The organism is Rhizomicrobium palustre (genome assembly GCF_011761565.1).
Classification (GTDB): domain Bacteria; phylum Pseudomonadota; class Alphaproteobacteria; order Micropepsales; family Micropepsaceae; genus Rhizomicrobium; species Rhizomicrobium palustre.
On record NZ_JAASRM010000001.1, the window covers coordinates 3,232,918 to 3,256,961 of the forward strand.

20 protein-coding genes are annotated in these 24,044 nt (G+C 61.0%); 17 read left to right on the forward strand and 3 right to left on the reverse strand.

Going from position 1 to position 24,044, the window contains the following annotated elements:
- Positions 1-39: 39 nt before the first annotated feature.
- Positions 40-1,002, reverse strand: a complete 963-nt coding sequence (locus FHS83_RS14275) for a substrate-binding domain-containing protein (protein WP_208414799.1) — start codon at positions 1,000-1,002, stop codon at positions 40-42.
- A 203-nt stretch (positions 1,003-1,205) separates the two neighbouring features.
- Between FHS83_RS14275 and ptsP the strand changes: the two genes are divergently transcribed.
- From ptsP to FHS83_RS14295, 4 genes are read left to right on the forward strand one after another with little or no spacing between them, the layout of a single operon-like run.
- Complete coding sequence (gene ptsP, locus FHS83_RS14280) at positions 1,206-3,728, forward strand: phosphoenolpyruvate--protein phosphotransferase (protein WP_167083611.1); 2,523 nt, start codon at positions 1,206-1,208, stop codon at positions 3,726-3,728.
- A complete protein-coding gene (gene pfkB / locus FHS83_RS14285; RefSeq protein WP_167083612.1) occupies positions 3,725-4,699 on the forward strand; it encodes a 1-phosphofructokinase in 975 nt (324 codons plus the stop codon). The genes ptsP and pfkB overlap by 4 nt, the downstream gene beginning before the upstream one ends.
- Positions 4,700-4,722: 23 nt before the next feature.
- Entirely contained in the window at positions 4,723-6,375 is a 1,653-nt protein-coding gene (locus tag FHS83_RS19690; RefSeq protein ID WP_167083613.1) for a PTS fructose transporter subunit IIC, read from the forward strand.
- A 32-nt stretch (positions 6,376-6,407) separates the two neighbouring features.
- The gene (locus FHS83_RS14295) at positions 6,408-7,694 is read left to right on the forward strand and encodes a carbohydrate porin (protein ID WP_167083614.1); all 1,287 of its coding nucleotides are present in this window, start codon (positions 6,408-6,410) and stop codon (positions 7,692-7,694) included.
- A gap of 64 nt (positions 7,695-7,758) precedes the next feature.
- Here FHS83_RS14295 and FHS83_RS14300 read toward each other — a convergent pair whose 3' ends face one another.
- Both FHS83_RS14300 and FHS83_RS14305 read right to left on the reverse strand, forming a co-directional pair.
- On the reverse strand, positions 7,759-9,084 hold the full coding sequence (locus FHS83_RS14300; RefSeq protein WP_167083615.1) for a chloride channel protein: 1,326 nt from the start codon (positions 9,082-9,084) through the stop codon (positions 7,759-7,761).
- Between the two features lie 62 nt (positions 9,085-9,146).
- Entirely contained in the window at positions 9,147-9,749 is a 603-nt protein-coding gene (locus FHS83_RS14305) for a TetR family transcriptional regulator (RefSeq protein WP_167083616.1), read from the reverse strand.
- 206 nt (positions 9,750-9,955) lie between these two features.
- On the opposite strand from FHS83_RS14305, the gene FHS83_RS14310 reads away from it, so the two are divergent.
- The 13 genes from FHS83_RS14310 (at position 9,956) to nuoI (ending at position 24,037) form a co-directional block, all read left to right on the forward strand.
- Positions 9,956-13,135 carry an efflux RND transporter permease subunit gene (locus FHS83_RS14310; protein ID WP_167083617.1) on the forward strand — a complete coding sequence of 1,060 codons (3,180 nt, stop codon included), beginning with the start codon at positions 9,956-9,958 and terminating at the stop codon, positions 13,133-13,135.
- A complete protein-coding gene (locus tag FHS83_RS14315; RefSeq protein WP_167083618.1) occupies positions 13,128-14,375 on the forward strand; it encodes an efflux RND transporter periplasmic adaptor subunit in 1,248 nt (415 codons plus the stop codon). Before FHS83_RS14310 ends, FHS83_RS14315 begins: the two co-directional genes overlap by 8 nt.
- Positions 14,376-14,616: 241 nt before the next feature.
- Positions 14,617-14,982 carry an NADH-quinone oxidoreductase subunit A gene (locus FHS83_RS14320; RefSeq protein WP_167083619.1) on the forward strand — a complete coding sequence of 122 codons (366 nt, stop codon included), beginning with the start codon at positions 14,617-14,619 and terminating at the stop codon, positions 14,980-14,982.
- On the forward strand, positions 14,952-15,533 hold the full coding sequence (locus tag FHS83_RS14325; RefSeq protein WP_167083620.1) for an NADH-quinone oxidoreductase subunit NuoB: 582 nt from the start codon (positions 14,952-14,954) through the stop codon (positions 15,531-15,533). Before FHS83_RS14320 ends, FHS83_RS14325 begins: the two co-directional genes overlap by 31 nt.
- A 4-nt stretch (positions 15,534-15,537) precedes the next feature.
- Positions 15,538-15,849 carry an antibiotic biosynthesis monooxygenase family protein gene (locus FHS83_RS14330; RefSeq protein WP_167083621.1) on the forward strand — a complete coding sequence of 104 codons (312 nt, stop codon included), beginning with the start codon at positions 15,538-15,540 and terminating at the stop codon, positions 15,847-15,849.
- Positions 15,846-16,472 (forward strand): NADH-quinone oxidoreductase subunit C, encoded by a 627-nt coding sequence (locus FHS83_RS14335; protein ID WP_167083622.1) that lies wholly within the window; start codon positions 15,846-15,848, stop codon positions 16,470-16,472. Before FHS83_RS14330 ends, FHS83_RS14335 begins: the two co-directional genes overlap by 4 nt.
- Before the next feature lies 1 nt (position 16,473).
- A complete protein-coding gene (locus FHS83_RS14340; RefSeq protein WP_167083623.1) occupies positions 16,474-17,706 on the forward strand; it encodes an NADH-quinone oxidoreductase subunit D in 1,233 nt (410 codons plus the stop codon).
- A complete protein-coding gene (nuoE, locus tag FHS83_RS14345) occupies positions 17,703-18,311 on the forward strand; it encodes an NADH-quinone oxidoreductase subunit NuoE (RefSeq protein WP_167083624.1) in 609 nt (202 codons plus the stop codon). Before FHS83_RS14340 ends, nuoE begins: the two co-directional genes overlap by 4 nt.
- Positions 18,311-19,594 (forward strand): NADH-quinone oxidoreductase subunit NuoF, encoded by a 1,284-nt coding sequence (gene nuoF / locus FHS83_RS14350; protein ID WP_167083625.1) that lies wholly within the window; start codon positions 18,311-18,313, stop codon positions 19,592-19,594. Before nuoE ends, nuoF begins: the two co-directional genes overlap by 1 nt.
- 1 nt (position 19,595) lies before the next feature.
- Positions 19,596-20,333 carry a GDSL-type esterase/lipase family protein gene (locus FHS83_RS14355; RefSeq protein WP_167083626.1) on the forward strand — a complete coding sequence of 246 codons (738 nt, stop codon included), beginning with the start codon at positions 19,596-19,598 and terminating at the stop codon, positions 20,331-20,333.
- 3 nt (positions 20,334-20,336) lie between these two features.
- Positions 20,337-22,466, forward strand: a complete 2,130-nt coding sequence (gene nuoG / locus FHS83_RS14360; protein ID WP_167083627.1) for an NADH-quinone oxidoreductase subunit NuoG — start codon at positions 20,337-20,339, stop codon at positions 22,464-22,466.
- A gap of 34 nt (positions 22,467-22,500) precedes the next feature.
- Positions 22,501-23,544 (forward strand): NADH-quinone oxidoreductase subunit NuoH, encoded by a 1,044-nt coding sequence (gene nuoH, locus FHS83_RS14365; protein ID WP_425061528.1) that lies wholly within the window; start codon positions 22,501-22,503, stop codon positions 23,542-23,544.
- A 4-nt stretch (positions 23,545-23,548) separates the two neighbouring features.
- Positions 23,549-24,037, forward strand: coding sequence for an NADH-quinone oxidoreductase subunit NuoI (nuoI, locus tag FHS83_RS14370; RefSeq protein ID WP_167083628.1), 489 nt, complete (start codon positions 23,549-23,551; stop codon positions 24,035-24,037).
- The last annotated feature ends 7 nt before the right edge of the window (positions 24,038-24,044 follow it).

The following is a 24,044-nucleotide window of genomic DNA, read 5'->3' on the forward strand; positions in this document are numbered from 1 at the left end:
CGCGGGTTCAATTGCGCCAAATGCGCGCAGAGTTCCGCCTCAGCCCGTGGCCGAGCTTCCGCGGACGATTAACTCCCCACCCAACATCACGGTGCGCGGCTGAAGGCCCGGATTTTGGATGCGATCCGACAAGAGCTGCATGGCGGCATGGCCGATATCGTCCACGGGTTGCGCAATAACGGTCAATCCCGGTTCGACAAGGCTCGCCCAAGGTTCATTATCGAAGGCCGCAACGGCGAGGTCTTCAGGTATGCGCAACTTCAGCGCTTTTACCGCGCGTAGAATCCCGCCGGCGGTCAGGCTGTTGGAGGCGATGATTGCGTCGGGCTTCTCGCTGGCCCATAGCTGGCGCAGAGCGGATTCTGCATCGCTCGTATAAGGACGAATGAATTGGCCCAATACGGGCAGACCTGCTTTAGTCACTGCCTCGGCATAGCCTTGATAGCGTTCCTGGCCTGTGCGGCTCGAATTGCCGAATAGTCCCGCAATGCGCTTTTTGCCCGAAGCAATCAAATGCTCCACGAGCACACGCGCGGCCTGAACATTGTCGAGCGCCACCGCATCATAGCGGCTGCTCGCCAGATAGCGGTCAACCATCACCACGGGGACCTCGAGAAGTGGATCTTTTTCGAGCTTGTGCAGCGTCGTTTCGGTCGGGGCTAGAATAAGCCCGGTAACGCGCTCTTCTTGCATGGAGCGCAAGTAAAAGGCTTCGCGTTCTGGATTCTCATCCGTGTTGCATAAGACAACGCGCATGCCTTGCGCATAGGCCATGTCCTCGACCACGCGGCTGACTGCGGTGAAGAAGGGATTGCGGATATCTGCGACAACAAGCCCGATCGTTTTGGTGTTCTGTGAGCGCAGCCGGCGGGCCGAAAGGTTGGGGCGATAGCCGATCGCCTTCACCGCTTTTTCCACCTTTTTCCGCAGCTCGGCGCTGACGGGGCCGCCACTCAAAGCCCGCGACACAGTGGCCGGAGAGACGCCGGCGGCCCGCGCCACATCCTTGATCCCGGCGGGGGATGTCTGTTGATCTAATTTATTATTCAATGGCTTAACCACTTTCCTGGCCCTGATCGCGGCTCTGTCGGCCGCTTTCTATGAACACTTATTGACAAACGGGGGTGAAAACGATTTCAGTTCCCTCGCGCATGAAAACGATTTCAGCGCCGTCACCATAATAAGCCCTCGGGAGGGGCGCAAGGATGTCTGCCACATCAGTCGCGGGGCTGCTGTCCCCCAAGCTCATCCAGCTTGCGGCGCGTCCGGCCAGCAAGGCAGAAGCCATTGAACAAGCCGCGGCGCTTCTGGTTGCCGCCGGTATCGTCGCGTCGGGCTATGGCGCCTCCATGCAAAAGCGTGAAGCGGTCGCCAACACATTCCTCGGCCATGGTATCGCCATTCCGCATTGCTTGGCGGAAGACCGCAATCTGGTGCTGAAGAGCGGCCTCGCGATTCTGCAGGTCCCCGCTGGTGTCATTTGGAATGACGATCAAGAAGCCAAGCTCATCGTCGCCATCGCCGCGCAATCGGATACGCATTTGAGCGTGCTGCGCCGCCTGACGCGTCTGCTGCAGGACGAAGCCGCGCTCGCCAAACTCTTCGCGACGGAGAAGGCCGACGATATTCTTGCTGCCTTCCTGGCCGACGAGGCGCAGACGCAATCTGCACCCGCCAGCGATTTTGCTGTCAGCGCGGTTTGGACGGTGACTTATCCCGCGGGCCTGCATGCCCGTCCCGCCACGCGCTGGGTCGAAACTGCTAAAGGCTTTGCGTCCAGCATCAAAGTGCGCCGCGGCGCTGAGGCGGGCGACGCCAAATCCCTGGTTGCGCTATTGCAGCTTGGCGTGAAGCCGGGCGAAGAGGTGGTGTTCTCCGCTGAAGGCCGTGATGCCGAAGCCGCGGTTGCCGCCCTGAAAGTCGCCGCCGAATCTCTCGCCGCACAGGAAATCGCCGATGCCAAACGTGCGGCGGAAAAATCGGCGGCAAAGCTTCCGGGCTGGACCCCGCCGGGCAATCCCATCGCGATCTCCGGTGTAGCGGCTGCGCCAGGTCTTGCCATTGGGCGTCTTCACATTCTGCGCGGTGCCAGCGAGGCGGTGCCTGATCATCCCGTGCCGCTGACCGAGGGCGGCAGCATGATCGATGCGGCGCTCACCGCCACGCGCTCGCGGCTGAAGGCTTTGGCGGATGATACGACCAGGCGCCTTGGCGCTTCCGAAGCGGCCATCTTCAAAGCCCAAGCTGAACTTCTCAACGATACCGATCTGATCACCCGCGCTTGTCAGTTGATGGTGGAAGGTCATGGTCCGGCGTGGTCGTGGAATGCGGCGGTGGAAGACATCGCCTCCAAGCTCGCTTCCTTGAATAATCCGGTGCTGGCGGGACGTGCCGCCGATCTGCGCGACGTTGGACGTCAGGTGTTGCTCGTCCTGGAGCCGGGTCTGGCTCGCAGTGAACTCTGCCACGATGTGCCGCCGACACTGGAAGAAAAATGCATCTTGGTGGCGAAGGATTTGTCGCCTTCTGATACCGCCGCGCTCGATAGCGCCATCGTAGCCGGTATCGTGACGGCGGAAGGTGGCCCGACCTCGCATACGGCTATTCTCGCCCGCACGCTCGGTATTCCGGCGCTCGTCGCGGCGGGGGCCGGTGTTCTCGGCCTTACCGATGGCGCGCCCGCAATCATCGAAGGCCAGGGCGGGCGGCTTTATCTTGATCCGTCGGCGGAAGATTTGGTTGCGGCCCGTGAGCACCTTGCCGCGCTGGCCGCGAAAAAGGCTCAGGAAGCTGAACGCCGCGCGCTGCCCGCCGTCACCACCGACGGCAAGCGCACGGAAATCGTCGCCAATATCAATCAGGCCCATCAGGCCGCTTTTGCGATCGAGCAGGGTGCCGAGGGCGTCGGTTTGATGCGTACTGAATTTCTTTTCCTCGAAACCCGCAAGACCCCGGATGAGGATGAGCAATACGAAGCCTATGCCGCCATGTTGAAGGCGATGGATGGGCGCCAAGTGATCGTGCGCGCGCTCGATATTGGCGGCGACAAGCAGGTGCCGCATCTTGCCTTGCCCCAGGAAGCCAATCCCTTCCTCGGCGTGCGCGGGGCAAGGCTGCTCCTGCGCCGTCCCGAATTGTTGCTGCCGCAGTTGCGGGCGCTTTATCGCGCCGCGTCATCGGCTGCGGGCAAGCTCGCGATCATGTTCCCGATGATCACCTCGGCGGCTGAAATCATCCGCCTGCGCAGCATCTGCGAGGACATCCGTAAAGAGGTGAATGCGCCGGAAGTGCCGCTCGGCATCATGATCGAAGTGCCCGCCGCTGCCTTGCAAGCGCATGTCTTGGCCCAGCATGTCGATTTTTTCTCGGTCGGCACCAACGATCTTACGCAATATACCCTCGCGATGGATCGGCAGAATCCTGATCTCGCACCGGAAGCAGATTCCCTGCATCCCGCCGTGCTGCGTCTGATTGGTTTCACGGTCGATGGTGCCAAGCGTTATGGCCGCATGGTCGGCGTCTGCGGTGGTCTGGCGGGTGATCCCTTCGGGGCTTCGCTGCTTGCAGGTCTTGGGGTTGATGAACTCTCTATGACTCCGCTTGAAATCCCCGCGGTGAAAGATCGTTTGCGGCGGGCGAGCCTCGCCGAGTTGAAGGGGCTTGCGGCGCGCGCGCTGGCCTGTGAATCCGCTGCGGATGTGCGGGCGTTGGAAGGCGTTGCACCATGAGCGCCATCGTCACCGTAACGCTCAATCCGGCGATCGATCTCACCGTCGCGCTTGATCATTTGACGCCCGGTGAGGTGCATCGCGCGCACAGCGCCGTGTCCAATGCGGGTGGCAAGGGCGTGAACGTCGCGGCCTGTCTTGCGGATTGGGGCGTCAATGTCTCCGCCACCGGCTTTCTCGGTGCGGGCAATGTCCATCCCTTCGAAACCCTGTTCCGGGATAAATCAGTTGGCGATGGCTTCATTCGATTACCCGGTGAGACGCGCATCAACGTCAAGATCACCGAGCCGGGCGGGCGCACCACCGATGTGAATCTGCCGGGACTGCCGATCGAAGCCGATCTTCTGCCGCGCCTTAATGATCGCATCCGCGCGCTGGAGCCTTCGCTGCTGGTGTTGTCGGGAAGTCTGCCTGCAGGTCTCTCGCCGTCGATCTGGGCAGATATGGCCAGCCATTGGCAGCAGCAGGGCGTGCGGGTGTTGCTCGATGTTTCCGGTGCGCCGCTGCAAGAAGCTCTAAGCCGGGAAGAGCTGCTCTTCGCCGTCAAACCCAATCGCGATGAGCTTGCTGCCGTGATGGGTGCTATTCCTGATGACGCTGCGCTGCTCGCCCAAGCGCGTGCCTTGCATCGCAATGGTATCGGCCTTGTGGTGGTGTCGCTCGGCAGCGAAGGCGCGCTGTTCGTCTCGGAAGAGGGTGCGCTTTACGCGGCGCCTCTGAAAGTCGGCGTGGTGTCGAGCGTCGGCGCAGGTGACGCCATGGTGGCTGGTCTGTGCGCCGGGATCTCCGAAGATGCCAGCCTTGAACGTCTCGCCCGGCTTTCGACCGCTTTTGCGGCGGGCAAGCTGCGCAAGATCGGGCCGCATCTGCCGCCGAAACAAGATGTCGAAGCGCTTGCCTCCGCGGTCTCCATCGCGGCGGCGGAAGATTGGATCATGTATGGCCGGCTTTCCGGCGAACAGTCCTCATAAGAGGGACGTATCGGGAGTATCTCATGACCTTACCGGTGATCATTGGCGATAGCGCCAAGACGGCACAGGCATTATTGGCAGCCGAGAGCCTTCGCAAAGCCGCCGCTGTACGCGGGCTGGATGTGGCTGTTGAAGTGCGAGTGGAAGGCGTCACCCTGAATGCGCTTCCCACGGCGCAGTTGACGGATGAGACCGTCATCGTCGGTGCGCCCGATGGCGATCTGCCGAAAACCCAGCGCCATTTCACTATTGAAGCGATGCTCGCCGATGCGGGCGCATGCCTCGATCAGCTTGGTTCCGCAGAAAGCAAAAAAGCTTTCGTGGTCGCGGTGACCTCTTGCCCGACGGGCATCGCGCATACCTTCATGGCCGCCGAAGGCTTGAAAGCGGGTGCGGAAAAGCTGGGCTATGACATCCGCGTGGAAACCCAAGGTTCGGTCGGCTCCAACGATACGCTTTCCGAGGATGAAATCGCCCGCGCCGATGTGGTGATCGTGGCCGCCGACCGTCAGGTCTCGACCGATCGTTTCGGCGGCAAGAAGCTCTTTGTCACCGGCACCAAGCCTGCCATCAAAGACGGCGCGGCGCTGATCTCGCAAGCGCTCACCGAAGCAAAAGTGCAGGGCGCTGCCGCCGCCCCGTCGGATGCAGCCGCCAAGCCGCAAGGCTCACCGGGCGTCTATAAGCATCTGATGACCGGCGTCTCCTTCATGCTGCCCTTTGTGGTGGCCGGCGGTCTGATGATCGCGCTCGCCTTCGCGCTGGGTGGCATTTATGCCGGTAATGTCGATGGCACCTTTGCCAATGCGCTCTTCAAGATCGGCGCTAAGGCCGCCTTCACCCTGATGGTTCCCGCCCTCGCAGGCTATATCGCGTTCTCGATTGCAGACCGGCCCGGCATAGCGCCCGGTATGATCGGTGGCGTGCTCGCGGCGCAAGTCGGCGCGGGCTTCTTAGGTGGCATCCTCGCGGGTTTCATCGCGGGCTATGCCGTCAAGCTTCTCACCAAATACATCCGCTTGCCGCAAGGCCTCGAAGGCTTGAAGCCGGTGCTGATCCTGCCTTTGCTCGGCACGGCGATCACGGGGCTTGCCATGATCTATGTCGTCGGCACGCCGATGGCCCAGATTCTCGCAGCCCTTACCAATTGGCTGCAAGGCCTGCGCGGCGCCAATGCTTGGGCGCTGGGCGCTATTCTCGGCGGCATGATGGCGGTCGATATGGGCGGGCCGGTGAACAAGGCGGCTTATGCTTTCTCGACCGGGCTTCTCACCTCCAACATCTTCGCCCCGATGGCCGCCACCATGGCGGGCGGGATGGTGCCGCCGCTGGCGCTCTTCCTCGCCACGCGTTTCTTCGCCAACCGCTTCACCAGCGCCGAACATCAGTCCGGTCCGGCAACGGCGCTGCTCGGCCTTTCCTTCATCACCGAAGGGGCACTGCCGTATGTGGCGCGCGATCCCTTGCGCGTCATTCCGGCCCTGATCGCCGGATCGGCCACGGCGGGCGCTTTGGCGCTGGCTTTCGGTACCGAGCTGCGCGTGCCCCATGGCGGGGTCTTCGTGATGCTGATCCCGAATGCGGTCAGCCATGTCGCTGCCTATGCGCTCGCCATTCTGATCGGCTCTGCCGTCGGCGCCATCGCGTTGCGTCTGACCCTTCGCCGCCAAGCTTGAACCTATAACAACACTACTCCAGGGAGCATTTCATGCGCCTTTTGCTGAAAACGTTTTCAATCCTGATGCTGAGTTCCGCGGCTGCTGCGCTGCCTGCAGTGGCGGCCGACAAGACCATTACCTGGAGCGCCTCCTACACGGGCGAGGCGGCTGAGGTGATGGATGGCGGTTTGGCCCGCCGTGGTGCCTTTGCGGGGCAGGTGTTTCTTGGCGCCGATACCGATCTCGACAAGCTCTTGGGCTGGGGCGGGGCCACGCTGCATCTTGGCCTCAACAACCGCCATGGTGAGGATCTGTCGGTGAAGGGCATCGGCAACTCCACCTCGGTGCAGGAAATCTATGGCGGCCAGAACACGCGTCTGGTGCGCGTGACAATCGAGCAGAAATTATTCAATGACCGCTTCGATCTGGAAGTGGGCCGCACGCCTGCCAATATCAGCTTTTTGGGCTCGTCCTACTGCCAGTATTTCCAGATGAATGCGGCTTGCGGAAATCCGACGTTTATTTTCAAAACCTCGAATTTCACCTGGTGGCCGACTTCAAGCTGGGCGGCGCATGCCACGGCTTGGCTGACCCCGGAAATCTATTTCCATGGCGGCATCTATGAAGTGAACCCGAAGCGCGCGCTCGACAGCGACCACGATCTCGATTGGAGCTTTGACGGCGCCACCGGCTATATCGCGCCATTCGCGCTCGGCCATAAGACGACCTTCGAGAACTCCCGCCTGCCGCATAAATGGGAAATCGGCGCCTGGTACGATGAATCCGATTACACAGATCCCTTGCGCGCCGCCAATGGTAAGCCCGCCTTGAGCCAAGGCCTTCCTTATGCCACCCGCACCTCGGGCCGCTCTGGCTTTTATGCCCGTTTCGAGCAGATGGTGTGGCGCCCGGATGAAGTCAGCCATCGCGGCCTCACGCTGATCGGCGCGGTGCTCGGCAAGATCAACGGCCAGCTTGCGGAATCGAGCTATCAAATGGCGGGCTTTGAGTGGACCGGCCCGCTGAAAAGCCGCCCCACCGACAGCCTCGCTTTCGTCATTGCGCGGCAGGAATATTCCGGCCTCGAGCTTGATAACATTCGCATCGCACGCGCGCTGGTGGGCGGGGCAGGCACCCAGCATCGCGATCAGGTGATGATGGAAATGAGCTATGGCTTCGATCTTGTGCCGAACATCCGCGTTCAGCCGAACGTCCAATACATCATCCATCCTGATCAGATGAATGATCCCTCGCGTCTGAAGGATTTGCCGAACGCTTTCCTGTTCGGCCTGCGCTTCGACGTCAACTTTGCAGATGCCTTCAAGTTCAACGACTGAAGGCAAGGCCCGGCTGATTGGTCCCCCCCGCAGCCGGGCCTATTTGCGAAGCAAGGCTGCCTCTCTATTCCGCAGTGCTCTTCTGATGAAACCGGGCTGCGAGCAGGTGATAGACGCCATCGCGATTGATCGCGCCAGCCACAAGATTGGCCAGCAGCGCGGTTGTCATCAGCGGCACCAGCATGCCGTGGTCGCCGGTCATTTCCGACACGATGACAAAGCCGGTAATGGGCGCGCGGACCACACCGGTGAAATAGGCGACCATGCCTAAAAGCACGATCGGGCCGGGCGCGGCGTGGTGAAAAAAATGCGCGACATCGGCCCCGATTCCAGCACCAATGGACAAGGAGGGCGAGAAGATGCCGCCGGGAATGCCGCTCAGCGAGGATAGCGCCGTGGCAATGAGTTTCAGCGGCGCGTAGAGCAGCGAAAGCGTGCCGCTATGATGCAGCACCATTTTGGCTTGGTCATAGCCGGTGCCATACACGGCACTGCCGCTGGCCAAACCGCACAGGGCCAAACCGAAACCGCAAAGCCCGGCGAACAAAACCGGATGGGCGGATATCCAGCTCCGCCAACGCACCGGCAAGCATCCCACCCCTGAAACCAGAAGCCAGCTAAAGCCGCCGCCCGCTAGGTCTCCCACCACCGCGCAAACAGGAACGGCGATCCAGGCTGTGCCAATCGGCAAGGACGCAACTGTGTAGCCGAAATAGGTGTAGTTGCCCATCAAGGCTTGCGCGGTGAGACCGGCGATAATCACCGCCGCGATGATGAGACCGCTGGTGCGCATTTCAAAACTGCGGCTCATCTCTTCAATAGCAAAGACGATCCCGGCGAGCGGTGTGTTGAAGGCGGCCGCCACGCCTGCCGCCGAACCCGCCAGAATGAGCCCCGATTGGCGCTGCGGCGATAAATATCCCGCCAAGAACATCGTTGAGGCGCCAACTTGCACCGTGGGGCCTTCGCGGCCGGTGGAGGCGCCCACGAGAAGGCCGAAGAGGGTGAGAAAGACCTTGCCAATCGCGGGCCGCAGCCCGACCAGCGTGCTGCGATGTTCCCAATCCGTCGAGGCGCGCGCGGCAATGGCCTGCGGAATGCCTGAGCCTTGGCAATTTGGAAAAAAGCGCAACGTCAGAAAAAGCGCGAGCACAAAGCCCAGCGGTGTAACGATGAGCGGCAGATAGGGCCATTTGGCAATTTGGCTGCGAAAAATGGCTTGCGCGGCATCGGAGCCGAGTGCGAGCCCGACAGCGGTCAGGCCAACCGCTAGGCCTCCAATAAGGAAAGTCAGGCGCTGCCGCCATTTTACGGAATGCAGCAGCAGAAGGCGCTGATGATGAGGGTTAAATGCGCGCGCCAGAAGGGCCTTGCGGAAGGAAGCGAACATTGTACCTGTCTAAAGCATTGTCCCTGCGGCTGCCAGTGATTGCTGTCAGAGACAAATGTATCTCACGCGCCTTTTGCTTTTTGGGGATGGGGGATGTGTGCGTCGATCAAGGCGTCCGCTGCGGCCACCAGATGGCGGGCAGGGGCTTCTGCGCCAAACAACTGGCCGGAAAGATGCGCCCCTTCAATGAGTAGGATCAGCATATCAGCGAGCATGGCGGGATTTTTCGCGCCCAGCTTTTTGGCCACGTTGCGATAGCGCTCGCGGAACTGGCGTTTGACCTCCAGCGCGGCTTGGCGCGCGGGGTGATCGGGATGGGGATACTCCACCACCGCATTGGAATTGCCGCAGCCGCGATATTCCGGCGTGGAGGCGCGTGTCTGGATACCGAAAAGCCATTTGCGCAAACTGGCGCGCGCGTCTTTGCCATCCGCAAACAGCGCGTCGAAGGCTTTCAGCCTTTCCGCCCCGTGATGGCGCAGATAATCGGCCGCGAGTTCGTCTTTAGAAGGGTAGGTGCGATAGAGGCTCGGCTTGGTGACGCCCGCGCGGCTGACGATCTCGTCCACACCCACGGCGCGGATGCCTTCGCGGTAAAACAGCTCTTCGGCCGTCTCCCGGATACGCTCTGCCGCCCGCTTGGTCGGCTTGGAGGTGTCCTGCACCTGTTTCTCCCGTTCACTTCGTAATGGAAGCCATCAAAGCTTGCCCTGCGAAATGTCTTAATTTGTAAGCCTTCTAACTTCCGACTTGCCTGATAAGGGGTACCCCGTATATCTGTTTTCTGGGACGTACCGGTCAGTAACATGCATATAGCCCCAATCGGCACATTTTGCCAGAACTATGACGCCAGCGTTACACGGGGGCGGGCATGAACGCCATTGTCCGTATCGCGCTGGAACGGCCCTACACCTTTGTGGTGATGGCGCTTCTGATCCTGATCATCGGGCCTTTGGCGGCGCTTCGTACCCCGACCGATATTTTCCCCAGTATCGGTGTGCCGGTGATCGGCGTGGCCTTCCAATATACCGGCCTTTCGCCCGAAGAGATGTCGGGGCGCATCATCACGCCCTATGAGCGTGTGCTGACCACCACCGTCAACGATATCGAGCATACCGAGAGCACCTCGCTACCGGGTATCGGCATCGTGAAAATCTATTTCCAGCCCAATGTGGATATCCGCACCGCTACCGCGCAGGTGACCTCGATTTCGCAAACGGTGCTGAAGCAAATGCCTGCGGGCATCACCCCGCCGCTGATCCTCAATTATAATGCCTCGACGGTGCCGATTTTGCAGCTCGCCAGCTCCGGCTTGCCGGAACAAAAAGTGCTGGACCTGACGCAGAACTTCATGCGGCCGGTGCTGACCACGGTGCCGGGCGCGGCCATTCCGTATTCTTATGGCGGGCGCGTGCGCCAGGTGCAGGTCGATCTCGATCCCCAGGCCCTGCAGGCCAAAGGCCTTTCCGCACAGGATGTCGGCAATGCGCTCGCGGCGCAGAACCAGATCATTCCCTCGGGCACGGTGAAGATTGGCGCGCTGCAATATACGGTGAAGCTCAACAACGCCGCCCAGACGATTGACGATCTCAACAATCTGCCCATGAAAGCGGTGAATGGCACGGTGGTGTACTTGCGCGATGTGGGGCAGGTGCGTGATGGCTCGCCACCGCAGCAGAGCTTGGTGCATGTCAACGGCCAGCGCGCCGTGCTGACTACGGTGCTCAAGACGGGCTCCGCCTCCACCCTGGATGTGGTGCAAGGCATCAAGAACGCTTTGCCCAAAGTGCTCGAAAGCCTGCCGGATGCCTTCAAGGTGACGGCGCTGAACGATCAGTCGCTGTTCGTGACGGCGGCGATCTCGGGCGTGGTGCGCGAAGGCCTGATCGCGGCACTGCTCACCAGCTTGATGATTTTGCTGTTTCTGGGGAGCTGGCGCTCCACCGTCATTATCGCGACCTCCATTCCTCTCGCCATTCTGGCGGCCTTGGCGGCGCTTTCCGCGGCGGGCGAAACCCTCAACATCATGACTTTGGGCGGCTTGGCGCTTGCCATCGGTATTCTGGTCGATGACGCCACCGTGACCATCGAGAACATCAATTGGCATCTGGAGCGGGGCAAGGCGGTGCGCCAGTCCATCCTCGATGGGGCGCAGCAGATCGTGACACCGGCTTTCGTGTCGCTGCTCTGTATTTGCATCGTGTTTGTGCCGATGTTCATGCTGACGGGCATTTCCGGTTATCTCTTTGTGCCGATGGCCGAGGCGGTGATCTTCGCCATGATCGCCTCCTTTATCCTCTCGCGGACCTTGGTGCCGACCATGGCGATGTATCTGCTCCGCCCCCATATCGGCGAGCAGCATGCCGCGCGCGGGCATAAACCCGGAATGTTGGCTCGCTTTCAGCAAGGCTTCACGGCGCGGTTTGATCGCGTACGTGAGGGCTATCGCAATCTTCTCGCCATGGCGATGGCGCATCGCGCGCTGTTCGTGGGCGGCTTCATGGCCGTGGTGGTGCTGTCATTCGCGCTGATCCCGTTCCTAGGCTCGAACTTCTTCCCGTCGGTGGATTCCGGTCAGATCACCATCCATGCTCGCCCGCCGGTCGGCACGCGGCTGGAGGAATCCGCCGCCATTTTCGGTCGCATTGAAAAGACGATCCGCGCCACCATCCCGCCGAAAGAGCTCGATACCATTGTCGATAATCTCGGCCTGCCGACCAGTTCGATCAACACGATCTATAACAACTCCGGTTTGATCGGCTATCAGGATGGCGACATCTATATCAGCCTGAAGGATGGCCATAAGGCGACGCCGGATTATGTGCGCAAGCTGCGCGAGAGCTTGCCTGCGGCCTTTCCGGGCGTGACCTTTTCCTTCCTTCCTGCGGATATCGTAAGCCAGATCCTGAATTTTGGCACGCCTGCGCCGATCGACATTCAGATCAGCGGCCCCAAGCTCGAAGCCAATCAGAAATACGCGCTCGCCTTCCTGAAGAAGCTGCGCCAGATCCGCGGTGTCGCCGATGCCCGTATGCAGCAGGCGATGGATAACCCCCAACTCCGTGTCGATGTCGACCGCTCGCGGATTGCTGGTTTCGGCCTCACCGAACGCGACGTCACCAACAGCCTGACCACGTCGCTGGCAGGCTCGTCGCAGGTCGCGCCGACCTTCTGGCTCGATCCCAAGAGTGGGGTGTCTTATCCCATCGTGGCGCAGATGCCGGAATTTGAGCTGGATACGCTCGCCGGGCTCTCCAATGTCCCGATCACAGGCACGTCCGGTGGCCTGCAGGTGTTGGGTGGCCTCGCCCATATCAGCCGCGAGACCTCCGCCGCCGTCGTCACCCATTATAATGTGCGCCCCACCGTCGATCTTTATGCGGCGGTGCAGGATCGCGATCTGGGCGGGGTGGCCGCGGATGTGCGCCGGGTGATGGCTGAAATGGCGCCGCAAGTGCCAAAGGGGGCAACCGTCACCTTGCGTGGACAGGCCGCCACCATGGATACCGCCTTCACCAGCCTCTATTTCGGCATTCTGGCGGCGCTGGTGCTGATTTACCTCCTGATCGTGGTCAACTTCCAATCCTGGCTTGATCCCTTCGTCATTATCACCGCGCTGCCTGCGGCTTTGGCGGGGATCGTCTGGATGCTGTTTGCGACCGGCACCACGCTCTCGGTGCCCGCGCTCACCGGCGCCATCATGTGCATGGGCGTAGGTACGGCGAATTCGATCCTGGTGGTCAGTTTCGCGCGTGAGTGTCTGGCCGAGACCGGCAATGCCGCCATCGCGGCGGTGGAGGCGGGGATCACCCGTTTCCGCCCGGTGTTGATGACGGCGCTGGCCATGATCATCGGCATGGCACCGATGGCGCTGGGCCTCGGCGAGGGCGGCGAGCAGAACGCGCCCCTGGGCCGGGCCGTTATTGGTGGTCTGATCTTCGCGACCTTCGCGACCCTGATCTTCGTGCCGGTGGTGTTCGCCATGGTGCATGGCAGGAAATCCCATGCCCCCGCGTCGGAAAGCTCAGCTACGGGAGAGGCCTATGCCTGACAGCCAGAACTTTACCTTTGAAACCGAAATGGCCGATCCGGCGGCGCCCAAGCATAACCCGAATGGCCTCAGCGAAAGCCAAAATGACGTGCTGCGCTACACCCCGCCCAAGCATTTGAAGCGGATAGGCATCGGGGCTGGGGCTTTGGCGCTGGTGGTGGTCGGCATCGGCCTCGCCGGGCGCATGGTTGCGGCCAGCAAGGTTCAGGATTGGACCGCCGATCAGGCCATTCCGGTCGTCAAGCTCATCGCCCCCGCCGGGCCGAGCGCCGGACATGATCTGGTTCTGCCGGGCTCGCTTCAGGCCTATAATAATGCGCCGATCTTTGCGCAGGTCGCTGGCACCATCCTGAAATGGCATGTCGATATCGGCGCCAAGGTCAAATCGGGGGATGTTCTGGCCGAAATCGACCCGCGCAGCTATCGCGCGGCGCTGGATCAGGCCCGCGGGCAGCTCGCGCGCGATACCGCCAGCCTCGCCAATGCCAAGGATAACCTTCAGCGCTACCAGTCCCTCGCCAAGCAGAATGCGATTTCCAGTCAGCAACTGCAGAACCAAGAGTCGACGGTGGAGTCCAATGCCGGGGTGGTGGCGGCGGATCGCGCGGCTGTCGAGGCGGCCAGCATCAATCTTGGGTACACGCGTATCGTGGCGCCCTTTGATGGGGTGGTGACCAGCCGCTCCGTCGATATCGGGAATTTCGTGGCCGCGGGCAACGCGTCAGGCACGCCGCTCTTCACGGTTTCGGATCAGAACCGGCTCCGCCTTTATGTGCGTGTGCCGCAAGGCTACTCCGCCCAGGTTGTGCCCGGCACCAAAGCCAGCTTCACCGTGCCGGAATATCCCGGCCGCAGCTTCACCGCCACCGTCGGCGCCAGCGCCAGCGCCGTTGATTCGTCGAGCGGCAGCGTTCTGGTGCAGCTTCTGGCCGATAATTCCGAAAAGCTGCTCAAGCCTGGCTCCTATGCCCAGGTGCGCTTCGCCTTCACTGCTCCGGCCGTCAGCGCCGAAATCCCCTCCAGCGCGCTCATCTTCCGCAACGGGGGCATGGCGGTGGCTGCGGTGGGGCCGAAGAATAAGGTAGTGTTTCGTCCGGTGGAAATCCTGCGCGACAACGGCGCGACGGTGCAGCTCGCCTCTAGCTTCGAGCGCGGCGAGCGGATCATCGACAATCCGCCGGATTCCCTCGGCCAGGGTGACGAGGTTCGGGTCGCTTCTAAGGCAGCGGGGAGAAACTGAACGGGATGGGTGCGACAGTTGTTGCGAGCCTTTCTCAAGGCCAGCGAACACAGCTTCCATCCCCGTAAATTTTCCTCATTTTTCCTGTTTTCAGCCCGCGACTCCTGGTCTAAACCCATTCTAAATCAGCGTTGTGCCGGTCGGTCGCAGGGGGAGCCGTCCCCGTTTGGCGCCCGCGTGACAGGTGGGGCAGGTTCTTGTCCCGGCCCGGTGGTCAGCTCTGGCGCGGTTAGGAAAGTCGATGGAAAAGCTCCTTTTGGAATACCTGCCGATCCTGATCTTCATCGCAGTCGGCGGGCTGCTTTCGGTGTTTCTGGTGGTGGTGCCGTATCTGGTGGCGCCCAAGAGCCCGGATGCGGAAAAGCTCTCTGCTTATGAATGCGGGTTCAATGCTTTCGGCGATGCGCGCATGAAGTTCGATGTGCGCTTCTATCTGGTCTCGATCCTCTTCATCATCTTCGATCTGGAAGTGGCGTTCCTGTTTCCCTGGGCGATCACGCTCGGCGAGACGGGGCAGTTCGCTTTCTGGTCCATGCTGGTGTTCTTGGGCGTTCTGACCATCGGCTTTATCTATGAATGGAAAAAGGGAGCCCTCGAATGGGAGTGATCCCCGCGGGACAGGCTGGGCGCGCTGGTGTTGAAGGCGCTGGCCCCATCACCAATGAAGATCCTTATTTCAAGGCCATGCAGGCCGAGCTGGCCGATAAGGGCTTTCTCGTTGCCAACGCCGATGCGCTGATCAACTGGGCCCGCACGGGCTCGTTGATGTGGATGACCTTCGGTCTTGCCTGCTGTGCAGTGGAGATGATGCAGGCCTCGATGCCGCGGTATGATCTCGAGCGCTTCGGCATTGCTCCGCGCGCCTCACCGCGCCAATCCGATGTGATGATCGTGGCGGGCACGCTCTGCAACAAGATGGCGCCCGCGCTGCGCAAGGTTTACGACCAGATGCCCGAGCCGCGTTACGTGGTGTCGATGGGCTCCTGCGCCAATGGCGGCGGCTATTACCACTTCTCCTATTCGGTGGTGCGCGGTTGTGATCGCATCGTTCCTGTCGATATTTACGTGCCCGGCTGTCCGCCGACTGCCGAGGCCTTGGTTTATGGACTTTTGATGCTGCAGCGGAAAATCCGCCGCACGGGATCGATCGAACGGTGATGCCATGATCGTACGTGTCTGGACAGGGGACGCCCTGGAAGAGAACGCCGAAGAATACCGCCGCCAGTTCGCAGAGGTGTACCTCAGGCGCTTTAAGGCCATTAAAGGGTTTCATGGGGTTCAAGTGCTGGAACGGGTCCATCACAACCATATCGAATTCGTCATTATATCGCGTTGGGACAGCATGGATGCGATCCACGAATACACCGGGGAACGCGCGGATCATGCTGTGCTCGAAAAGGAAACACGTGAGGCCCTCGCGCGCTACGACGAAAAGGTGAAGCACTACGTCCTGGTGCTGGAGGAGAACCGATGAGCGTCGATTTTCCGGCTCTCGCCGGCGAGATTGCGGTGGCGCTGCCCGCCGTCACCACCAAGATTGCTTTTGGCGAGCTTACGGTTTGTGCCGAAGCCGCTGATATTCTCAATGTGCTGACGGTGCTGCGCGACAGCTTTGCCTTTAAGACCTTTATCGATCTTTGCGGCAACGATTATCCCGCCCGCCCCAAGCGCTTCGATGTCGTCTATCATCTTCTCTCGATCACGCTGAATGCGCGTGTCCGCGTGAAGGTGCAGACAGACGAGGCGACGCCCGTTCCCTCTGCTATCCCGGTCTTTGTCGGGGCAGGGTGGTATGAGCGCGAAGCCTGGGACATGTACGGCATCACATTCGCCGGCCATCCCGATATGCGCCGCATCCTCACCGACTATGGCTTTGAAGGTCATCCTTTGCGCAAAGACTTCCCGGTCACGGGTTTTGTCGAACTGCGCTATGACGATGATAGCAAGCGTTGTGTCTATCAGCCGGTTCAGCTGGTGCAGGAATTCCGCGAATTCGATTTCTTGAGCCCCTGGGAAGGTGCACCGCACATCCTGCCGGGCGACGAGAAGGCGGCACTGGCACCGAACGCCACCTCTGGCGATCCGGGGAAGAAGTGACATGCAAGATTACGAGAACTTCCGGAAAGATGAATGCCCACCCTGGCTGAAGGACGGCGCTAAATCCGACGACGGTCGCATCACCATCAATTTCGGCCCGCAGCATCCGGCAGCGCACGGCGTGTTGCGCTTGGTGCTGGAGCTTGATGGTGAGCTGGTGACCCGCGTTGATCCTCATATCGGTCTTCTCCATCGCGGCACTGAAAAGCTGATGGAGACCAAGACCTATATCCAGAGTATCCCGTATTTCGACCGTCTCGATTACGTGGCGCCGATGAACCAGGAGCATGCCTATTGCATGGCCATCGAGAAGCTCCTTGGCTTGGAAGTGCCCAAGCGCGGCCAATATATCCGCGTGCTCTTCTGTGAGGTGGGCCGCATTCTTTCGCACATGCTGCAAGTCACCACCCAGGCAATGGACGTGGGCGCGCTCACCCCGCCGCTGTGGGGCTTTGAAGCCCGCGAAGATCTGATGCAGTTCTATGAGCGCGCGTCCGGCTCGCGCCTGCACGCCAATTACTTCCGGCCCGGTGGCGTGCATCAGGATCTGCCGCCCAAGCTGATCGAAGACATGATCGCCTTCTGCGAGCGTTTCCCGAAGGTGCTCGACGATATCGAAACGCTTCTCACCGAGAATCGTATCTTCAAGCAGCGCAATGTCGAGATCGGCATTCTCACGCGCGAAGATGCCGAGGCTTATGGCCTGACTGGTGTGCTTCTGCGTTCGGTGGGCGTGCCATGGGATTTGCGCCGCGCTCAGCCCTACGAATGCTATAACGAGATGGATTTCCAGGTCGCCATCGGCAAGAACGGCGACAACTATGATCGCTATTGCATCCGCGTCGCTGAGATGCGCGAAGCCAATAAGATCATGCTGCAGTGCTTGAAGAACCTGCCGGAAGGCCCGGTGGTGTCGACCGACAACAAGATCGTGCCGCCGCGCCGCGCCGTGATGAAGTCCTCGATGGAAGCCTTGATCCATCACTTCAAACTCTACACCGAAGGTTTCCGCGTTCCGGAAGGCGAGGTTTATGCCTCGGTGGAAGCGCCCAAGGGTGAATTCGGCGTCTATCTTGTGTCGGACGGCTCCAACAAGCCGCATCGCTGTAAGATACGCGCGCCGTCTTATGCCTCGATGCAGGCGCTCGAACATTTTGCCACGGGCCACATGCTGGCCGACGTCTCGGCCATTATCGGCTCGATCGACGTCGTTTTTGGGGAGGTGGACCGGTGAGCGTTCGCCGTTTGCACGAACAACAGCCCGAAAGCTTCGCCTTCAATGAAGCGAATATGGAACGGGTCAATCAGTGGATCGCCAAATTCCCGCCGGAGCGTCAGCGCTCTGCGGTGATTGCATCGCTTTGGATCGGTCAGGAGCAGGAAGGCTGGGTCACCAAGCCGATGGTCGAAGAGATCGCCAAGCTGCTCGACATGCCCTACATCCGCGTGTTGGAAGTGGCGACCTTCTACACCATGTTCCAGCTTTCGCCGGTCGGAAAGCATCACGTCCAGGTCTGCACCACAACGCCGTGCTGGCTGCGTGGTTCCGACGAGGTGGTGAAGGCCTGCAAGAAGCACATCCATGAAAAGCCGCACACGGTTTCGGCCGATGGCGAGTTTTCCTGGGAAGAGATGGAATGCCTTGGCGCTTGCGTGAATGCGCCGATGATCCTGATTGACAAGGATCCTTATGAGGACCTCACCGGCGAGAAGACCGGCGAAATTCTCGAAGCCATCCGCCGCGGCGAACAGCCGAAGACCGGCCCCCAGAACGGCCGTCATTCCTCCGAGCCGGAAGGCGGGCCTACAACGTTGACGACGCTGGAGGAGAAGGTCTGATGCTCGCCGATAATGACCGCATCTTTACCAACCTCTACGGCTTTCAAAGCGCAGGGCTTGAAGCTGCCAAGCGTCGTGGCAACTGGGATGGCACCAAGGCCATTTTGGAACGCGGCGTCGATGCCATCATCGACACCATGAAGAAGTCGGGCTTGCGCGGCCGTGGCGGCGCGGGCTTCCCGACGGGCCTGAAATGGTCCTTCATGCCGAAGGAAGTGAAGGAGCGTCCGCATTACCTCGTGGTCAATGCCGACGAATCCGAACCCGGCACGTGTAAGGATCGCGATATCCTGCGCCATGATCCGCATACGCTGATCGAAGGCTGCTTGATCGCGAGCTTCGCGATGCGCGCGCATGTTGCCTACATCTATGTGCGTGGTGAGTTCATCCGCGAGCGCGAAGCGTTGCAGCGCGCGGTGGACGAAGCCTATGCCGCAAAGCTCATCGGCAAGGATAACATCCACGGCTATCCCTTTGATCTTTATGTCCATCACGGCGCGGGCGCATATATCTGCGGTGAAGAAACCGCACTGCTCGAAAGCCTTGAAGGCAAGAAGGGTCAACCGCGCCTGAAGCCGCCATTCCCGGCTAATGTCGGTCTCTATGGCTGCCCGACGACGGTCAACAATGTGGAATCCATTGCGGTGGCGCCGACCATCCTGCGCCGTGGCGCGGAATGGTTTTCCAGCATCGGCCGTCCCAACAACACGGGCACCAAGGTCTTCTGCATCTCCGGCCATGTGAACAAGCCGTGCAATGTCGAAGAGGAGATGGGTATTCCGTTAAAGGAACTCATCGAGAAGCATTGTGGTGGCGTGCGCGGCGGCTGGGATAATCTCCTCGCGGTTATTCCGGGCGGCGCCTCAGTGCCGGTGATCCCGAAATCGGTCTGCGACACGGTGCTGATGGATTTCGACAGCCTGAAGGCGGCGCAAACCGGTCTTGGCACCGCTGCGGTGATCGTGATGGACAAGTCTACCGACATCGTGAAGGCGATCCAGCGTCTTTCCTATTTCTATAAGCATGAGAGCTGCGGTCAGTGCACGCCTTGCCGCGAAGGCACCGGCTGGATGTGGCGCGTGATGACTCGCATGGTGAAGGGCAATGCCTCGGTCGAAGAGATCGATCTGCTTTATGAAGTGACCAAGCAGGTGGAAGGCCACACGATCTGCGCCCTCGGCGATGCCGCGGCGTGGCCGATCCAGGGCCTGATCCGTCATTTCCGTCCGGAGATGGAGCGGCGCATCCTCGAATACCGCGCGGCGGCAAAGGCGGCGGAATAACATGATGCTGCGGGGCTGGATCAAGGCGACGGTGCGGGCAGGGGTTTTTGCTCCCGCTTTCGCATGCCTTGCGCTTGCCCAGATAACACCGGACGCGTCTTCCAGCCTCCGTCCCAAGACGGAAAGCGTGGGCGTCACCATGCCCGCGCCGGAGTGGTTCCCCCATAGTTGGGACATCAACACCTACGTCCTGCGCGTCACCCAGTTCGGTATCATGCCGCCGCTCGATGGTGGTGTGGCCTTTGTGGGCGACAGCCTGACCGATTGGATGCGCTGGAACGAGCTCTTCCCCGAAGTGCGTAGCCGTAATTTCGGCATCGCGGGCGACACCACTGTGGGCTTGAAAGCGCGCATCAATCAGGTGATCGCGGCCAAGCCCGCCACGGTGCTCTTGCAGATTGGCACCAACGACGTCGAATTCGGCAAGCTTACGCCGGAAGGCATTGCCGCCAATGTCGGTGATTGCCTCGATGCGTTGAAGATCGGCCTGCCGGGCACCACCGTCTATGTCGAAAGCCTTCTGCCGCGCCAGCCGCAATACGACGACAAGGTGCGTGCCGTGAACGCCGCGATCAAAGCGGTGGCGGAGGGGCGCGGCCTGATTTTTATCGATCTCTATCCCCATTTCGTGGCCGGCGGACGGCTCGATCCCAAACTCACGCCCGATGATCTGCATTTGTCGGGTGAGGGTTACCTCCGCTGGCGCGATATTATCCGCCCCTATATCGGGAATAAGTGACCCATGGCCCGTAAACTGATTATCGACGGCAAGGAAATCGAGGCGGAGGACAACCTCACGCTGTTGCAGGCTTGCGAGCAGGCCGGCGCCGAGATTCCGCGCTTCTGCTATCACGAGCGGCTGTCCGTCGCCGGCAATTGCCGCATGTGCATGGTGGAGTGGGTCGGTGCGCCCAAGCCGCAAGTGTCGTGCTCTTTGCAGGTGAAGGATATCTTCCCGAACAAGGATGGCACGCCCGCCAAGATCAACACCACTTCGCCGGTGGCCCGCAAGGCGCGCGAAGGGGTGATGGAATTCCTTCTCATCAACCACCCGCTGGATTGCCCGATCTGCGACCAGGGCGGCGAATGCGACCTGCAAGACCAGGCGATGTATTACGGGCGCGATGCCTTCAACCGCTTCCACGAGAACAAGCGCGCGGTCGAAGACAAGTATATGGGCCCGCTGATCAAGACCCAGATGAACCGCTGCATCCAGTGCACCCGCTGCGTGCGCTTTGCGACGGAAGTGGCGGGCGTCCCCGATCTCGGCGCCACGGGCCGCGGCGAAGATATGGAAATCACCACCTATCTCGAAAAGGCGTTCCAGTCCGAAATGTCGGGCAATGTGGTCGATCTCTGCCCGGTCGGCGCTCTGACCTCCAAGCCCTATTCCTACACCTCGCGTCCTTGGGAACTGCGCCACACCGAAAGCATCGACATCATGGATGCCCAGGGCTGCAACACCCGCGTCGATACGCGTGGCCGCGGCGTGCTGCGGATCCTTCCGCGCCTCAATGAAGACATCAACGAAGAGTGGCTGCACGATAAGGGCCGTCACATTTGGGATGGTCTCGGCGCGCAGCGTCTGGACCGGCCTTATGTGCGCAAGAACGGCAAGCTCACGCCCGCCTCCTGGCAGGATGCCTTTGAAGTCATCGCCACCCGCGTGAAAGCTACCAAGCCCGAACGTATGGCGGCCATCGTCGGCGATCTTGCCGCCGCTGAGGAAATCAAGGCGCTGCGCGATCTGATGCGCGGCCTCGGTGTCGCCAACCTCGATTGCCGCCAGGACGGCGCCAAGATCGGCGGCGCGCGCGCGACGTATCTCTTCAACACCTCCATCGCGGGCGTGGAAGCGGCCGATGCCATTCTGTTGATCGGCACCAATCCGCGCTGGGAAGCCCCGGTGCTGAATGCCCGCATCCGCCGCGTTTGGTTGAACAGCTCTCTTGCCATCGCCAATATAGGCCCGGCGGTCGATCTCACCTATCCGGTGGAACAGCTCGGCAGTGATGTCGCTGTGCTCGACGGCCTGCTCGATGGCTCGCATGTTTTCGCCGAGGTTCTGAAAAACGCCAAGCGCCCGATGATCATCCTCGGCAATGGCGCGCTCGTCCGCAAAGACGGGGCGCAGATCCTGTCGCGTGTCGCCAAGCTGGCGCGCGAGACCGGCGTCATCGGTCCGGCGGGCACGGCGGAAGAGGGCGGCTGGAACGGCTTCAACGTGTTGCACACCGCCGCCTCCCGCGTCGCGGCGCTCGATCTCGGTTTTGTGCCTGCTGAGGGTGGCCGTGACGTCGCCGGGATCATTGATGGCGCCCAGAAGGGCGAGATCGACTTTATCTATCTTCTCGGCGCCGATGAACTGCCGCTCGAAAGCATGGGCCGTCCTTTCGTGGTCTATCAGGGCAGCCATGGCGATGCCGGCGCCTCTTATGCCGACGTGATCCTGCCGGGCGCTGCCTTCACCGAGAAGGATGGGCTTTACGCGAACTTCGAAGGCCGGGTGCAGGAAGCCCCCCGCGCCACCTTCCCGCCGGGACAGGCCAAGGAAGATTGGGCCATCCTGCGCGCTCTTTCCGTGGAGCTGAGCGCGCCGCTGCCCTATGACAGCCTTGATGCGCTGCGCCGCGCGCTCGCCGCGGAGCTGCCGCAGTATGGTGCGCTTGGTAAGCTGCCGCGCCATGAAGGCGCCGATCCCGCGATCTGGGGCAGCCTTGGGGCTGCGGGCCCGCTGGAAACAGAGGTGCCGCTCACCCATGCGATTTCCGATTACTACCTCACCAACCCGATTGCCCGGGCAAGCAAGGTGATGGCCGAATGCAGCCGCGTACTCCTCAACGGCGGCGAAACCCAGATGGCGGCGGAGTAGGGCGATGGGCGTTCTGATCCAATTCTTCACCAACCTGCCGACCTATTTCGGTCTGGGCACCATGCCCTATGCCGCGGCCTGGACCATCAGCCAGACGCTGCTGATCGTGCTCTATGCCGCCATCGTCATGGTCTCGGTCGCTTTCTGGATTTTGGCCGACCGCAAAATCTGGGCGGCAGTGCAGCTGCGCCGGGGCCCGAACGTGGTGGGCATCTTCGGCCTCTTGCAGACTTTCGCCGACGCCATGAAGTTCATGTTCAAGGAGCCGATCATCCCGGCGGCCGCGAACAAGGTGATCTTCCTCGCTGCACCGATCATTTCGGCAACGCTGGCCTTCGCCGCGTGGGCGGTGGTGCCGGTCGATGATGGCTGGGTGATCGCCGACATCAATGTGGGCGTGCTCTACCTCTTCGCCATCTCCTCGCTGGGCGTCTATGGCATTATCATGGGCGGCTGGGCCTCGAACTCGAAATACGGCTTCCTCTCTGCGCTGCGCTCCGCCGCGCAGATGGTCTCTTATGAGGTCTCCATCGGCTTCGTCATTATTACGGTGCTGCTCTTTGCCGGATCGCTGAATCTGACGGCCATCGTCCATGCCCAGGCGCATGGCTGGTACGCCTTCTCGATCCTGTTCCCGATGTTCGTGGTGATGTTCATCTCGAGCCTTGCCGAGACGCAGCGTCCGCCCTTCGACCTTCTGGAAGCCGAATCCGAGCTCGTGGCCGGCTTTATGGTGGAATATTCCTCCACCCCGTTCCTGCTCTACTTCCTCGGCGAATACATGAACATCATCATGCTCTGCGCACTGATGAGCATCATGTTCCTCGGTGGCTGGCTGCCGCCGGTTGATATCTTCCCGCTCAACGCGGTGCCGGGCGTGCTCTGGCTGCTGCTCAAGATCATCTTCCTTTTCTTCATGATCTCGATGACCAAGGCCTTTGTTCCGCGTTACCGCTATGACCAGTTGATGCGCATGGGCTGGAAGTTCCTGCTCCCCATTTCGATGGCTTGGGTGGTGATCGCGGCCGGTTGGGTGGTCTTCATCCGTCCTGTTCTTCCCCATCTGTTCGGAGGCTAGTTCGATGGCATACCTCGATAAAAAGGCACGCCAGATCTTCCTCTGGGAGTTCGTTCAGGCCTTCATCATCTCAATGCGCTACTTCTTTGCGCCCAAGGCCACGCTGAACTATCCCTTCGAGAAGGCCTCCCAGTCGCCCCGTTTCCGCGGCGAGCACGCGTTGCGCCGTTATCCCTCCGGGGAAGAGCGCTGCATCGCCTGTAAGCTCTGCGAAGCCATCTGCCCGGCGCAGTGCATCGTGATCGAAGCCGAACCGCGCGACGACGGCAGCCGCCGCACCACGCGCTACGACATCGACATGACCAAATGCATTTATTGCGGCTATTGCCAGGAAGCCTGCCCGGTGGACGCCATCGTGGAAGGCCCGAACCTGGAATTCTCGACGGAAACCCGCGAGGAACTTTTCTACGACAAGGCCAGACTGCTTGCGAACGGCGATCGCTGGGAACAGGCCATCTCCCGCAACATCGAACTCGACGCGCCGTATCGGTGAGGCTGAC

Bases quoted from the DNA above. Each gene is read 5' to 3' on its own strand.
- ptsP (WP_167083611.1), top strand. From the start codon at position 1,206: ATGTCTGCCACATCAGTCGCGGGGCTGCTGTCCCCCAAGCTCATCCAG.
- pfkB (WP_167083612.1), top strand. From the start codon at position 3,725: ATGAGCGCCATCGTCACCGTAACGCTCAATCCGGCGATCGATCTCACC.
- FHS83_RS19690 (WP_167083613.1), top strand. From the start codon at position 4,723: ATGACCTTACCGGTGATCATTGGCGATAGCGCCAAGACGGCACAGGCA.
- FHS83_RS14295 (WP_167083614.1), top strand. From the start codon at position 6,408: ATGCGCCTTTTGCTGAAAACGTTTTCAATCCTGATGCTGAGTTCCGCG.
- FHS83_RS14300 (WP_167083615.1), bottom strand. From the start codon at position 9,084: ATGTTCGCTTCCTTCCGCAAGGCCCTTCTGGCGCGCGCATTTAACCCT.
- FHS83_RS14310 (WP_167083617.1), top strand. From the start codon at position 9,956: ATGAACGCCATTGTCCGTATCGCGCTGGAACGGCCCTACACCTTTGTG.
- FHS83_RS14315 (WP_167083618.1), top strand. From the start codon at position 13,128: ATGCCTGACAGCCAGAACTTTACCTTTGAAACCGAAATGGCCGATCCG.
- FHS83_RS14320 (WP_167083619.1), top strand. From the start codon at position 14,617: ATGGAAAAGCTCCTTTTGGAATACCTGCCGATCCTGATCTTCATCGCA.
- FHS83_RS14325 (WP_167083620.1), top strand. From the start codon at position 14,952: ATGGAAAAAGGGAGCCCTCGAATGGGAGTGATCCCCGCGGGACAGGCT.
- FHS83_RS14330 (WP_167083621.1), top strand. From the start codon at position 15,538: ATGATCGTACGTGTCTGGACAGGGGACGCCCTGGAAGAGAACGCCGAA.
- FHS83_RS14335 (WP_167083622.1), top strand. From the start codon at position 15,846: ATGAGCGTCGATTTTCCGGCTCTCGCCGGCGAGATTGCGGTGGCGCTG.
- FHS83_RS14340 (WP_167083623.1), top strand. From the start codon at position 16,474: ATGCAAGATTACGAGAACTTCCGGAAAGATGAATGCCCACCCTGGCTG.
- nuoF (WP_167083625.1), top strand. From the start codon at position 18,311: ATGCTCGCCGATAATGACCGCATCTTTACCAACCTCTACGGCTTTCAA.
- FHS83_RS14355 (WP_167083626.1), top strand. From the start codon at position 19,596: ATGATGCTGCGGGGCTGGATCAAGGCGACGGTGCGGGCAGGGGTTTTT.
- nuoG (WP_167083627.1), top strand. From the start codon at position 20,337: ATGGCCCGTAAACTGATTATCGACGGCAAGGAAATCGAGGCGGAGGAC.
- nuoI (WP_167083628.1), top strand. From the start codon at position 23,549: ATGGCATACCTCGATAAAAAGGCACGCCAGATCTTCCTCTGGGAGTTC.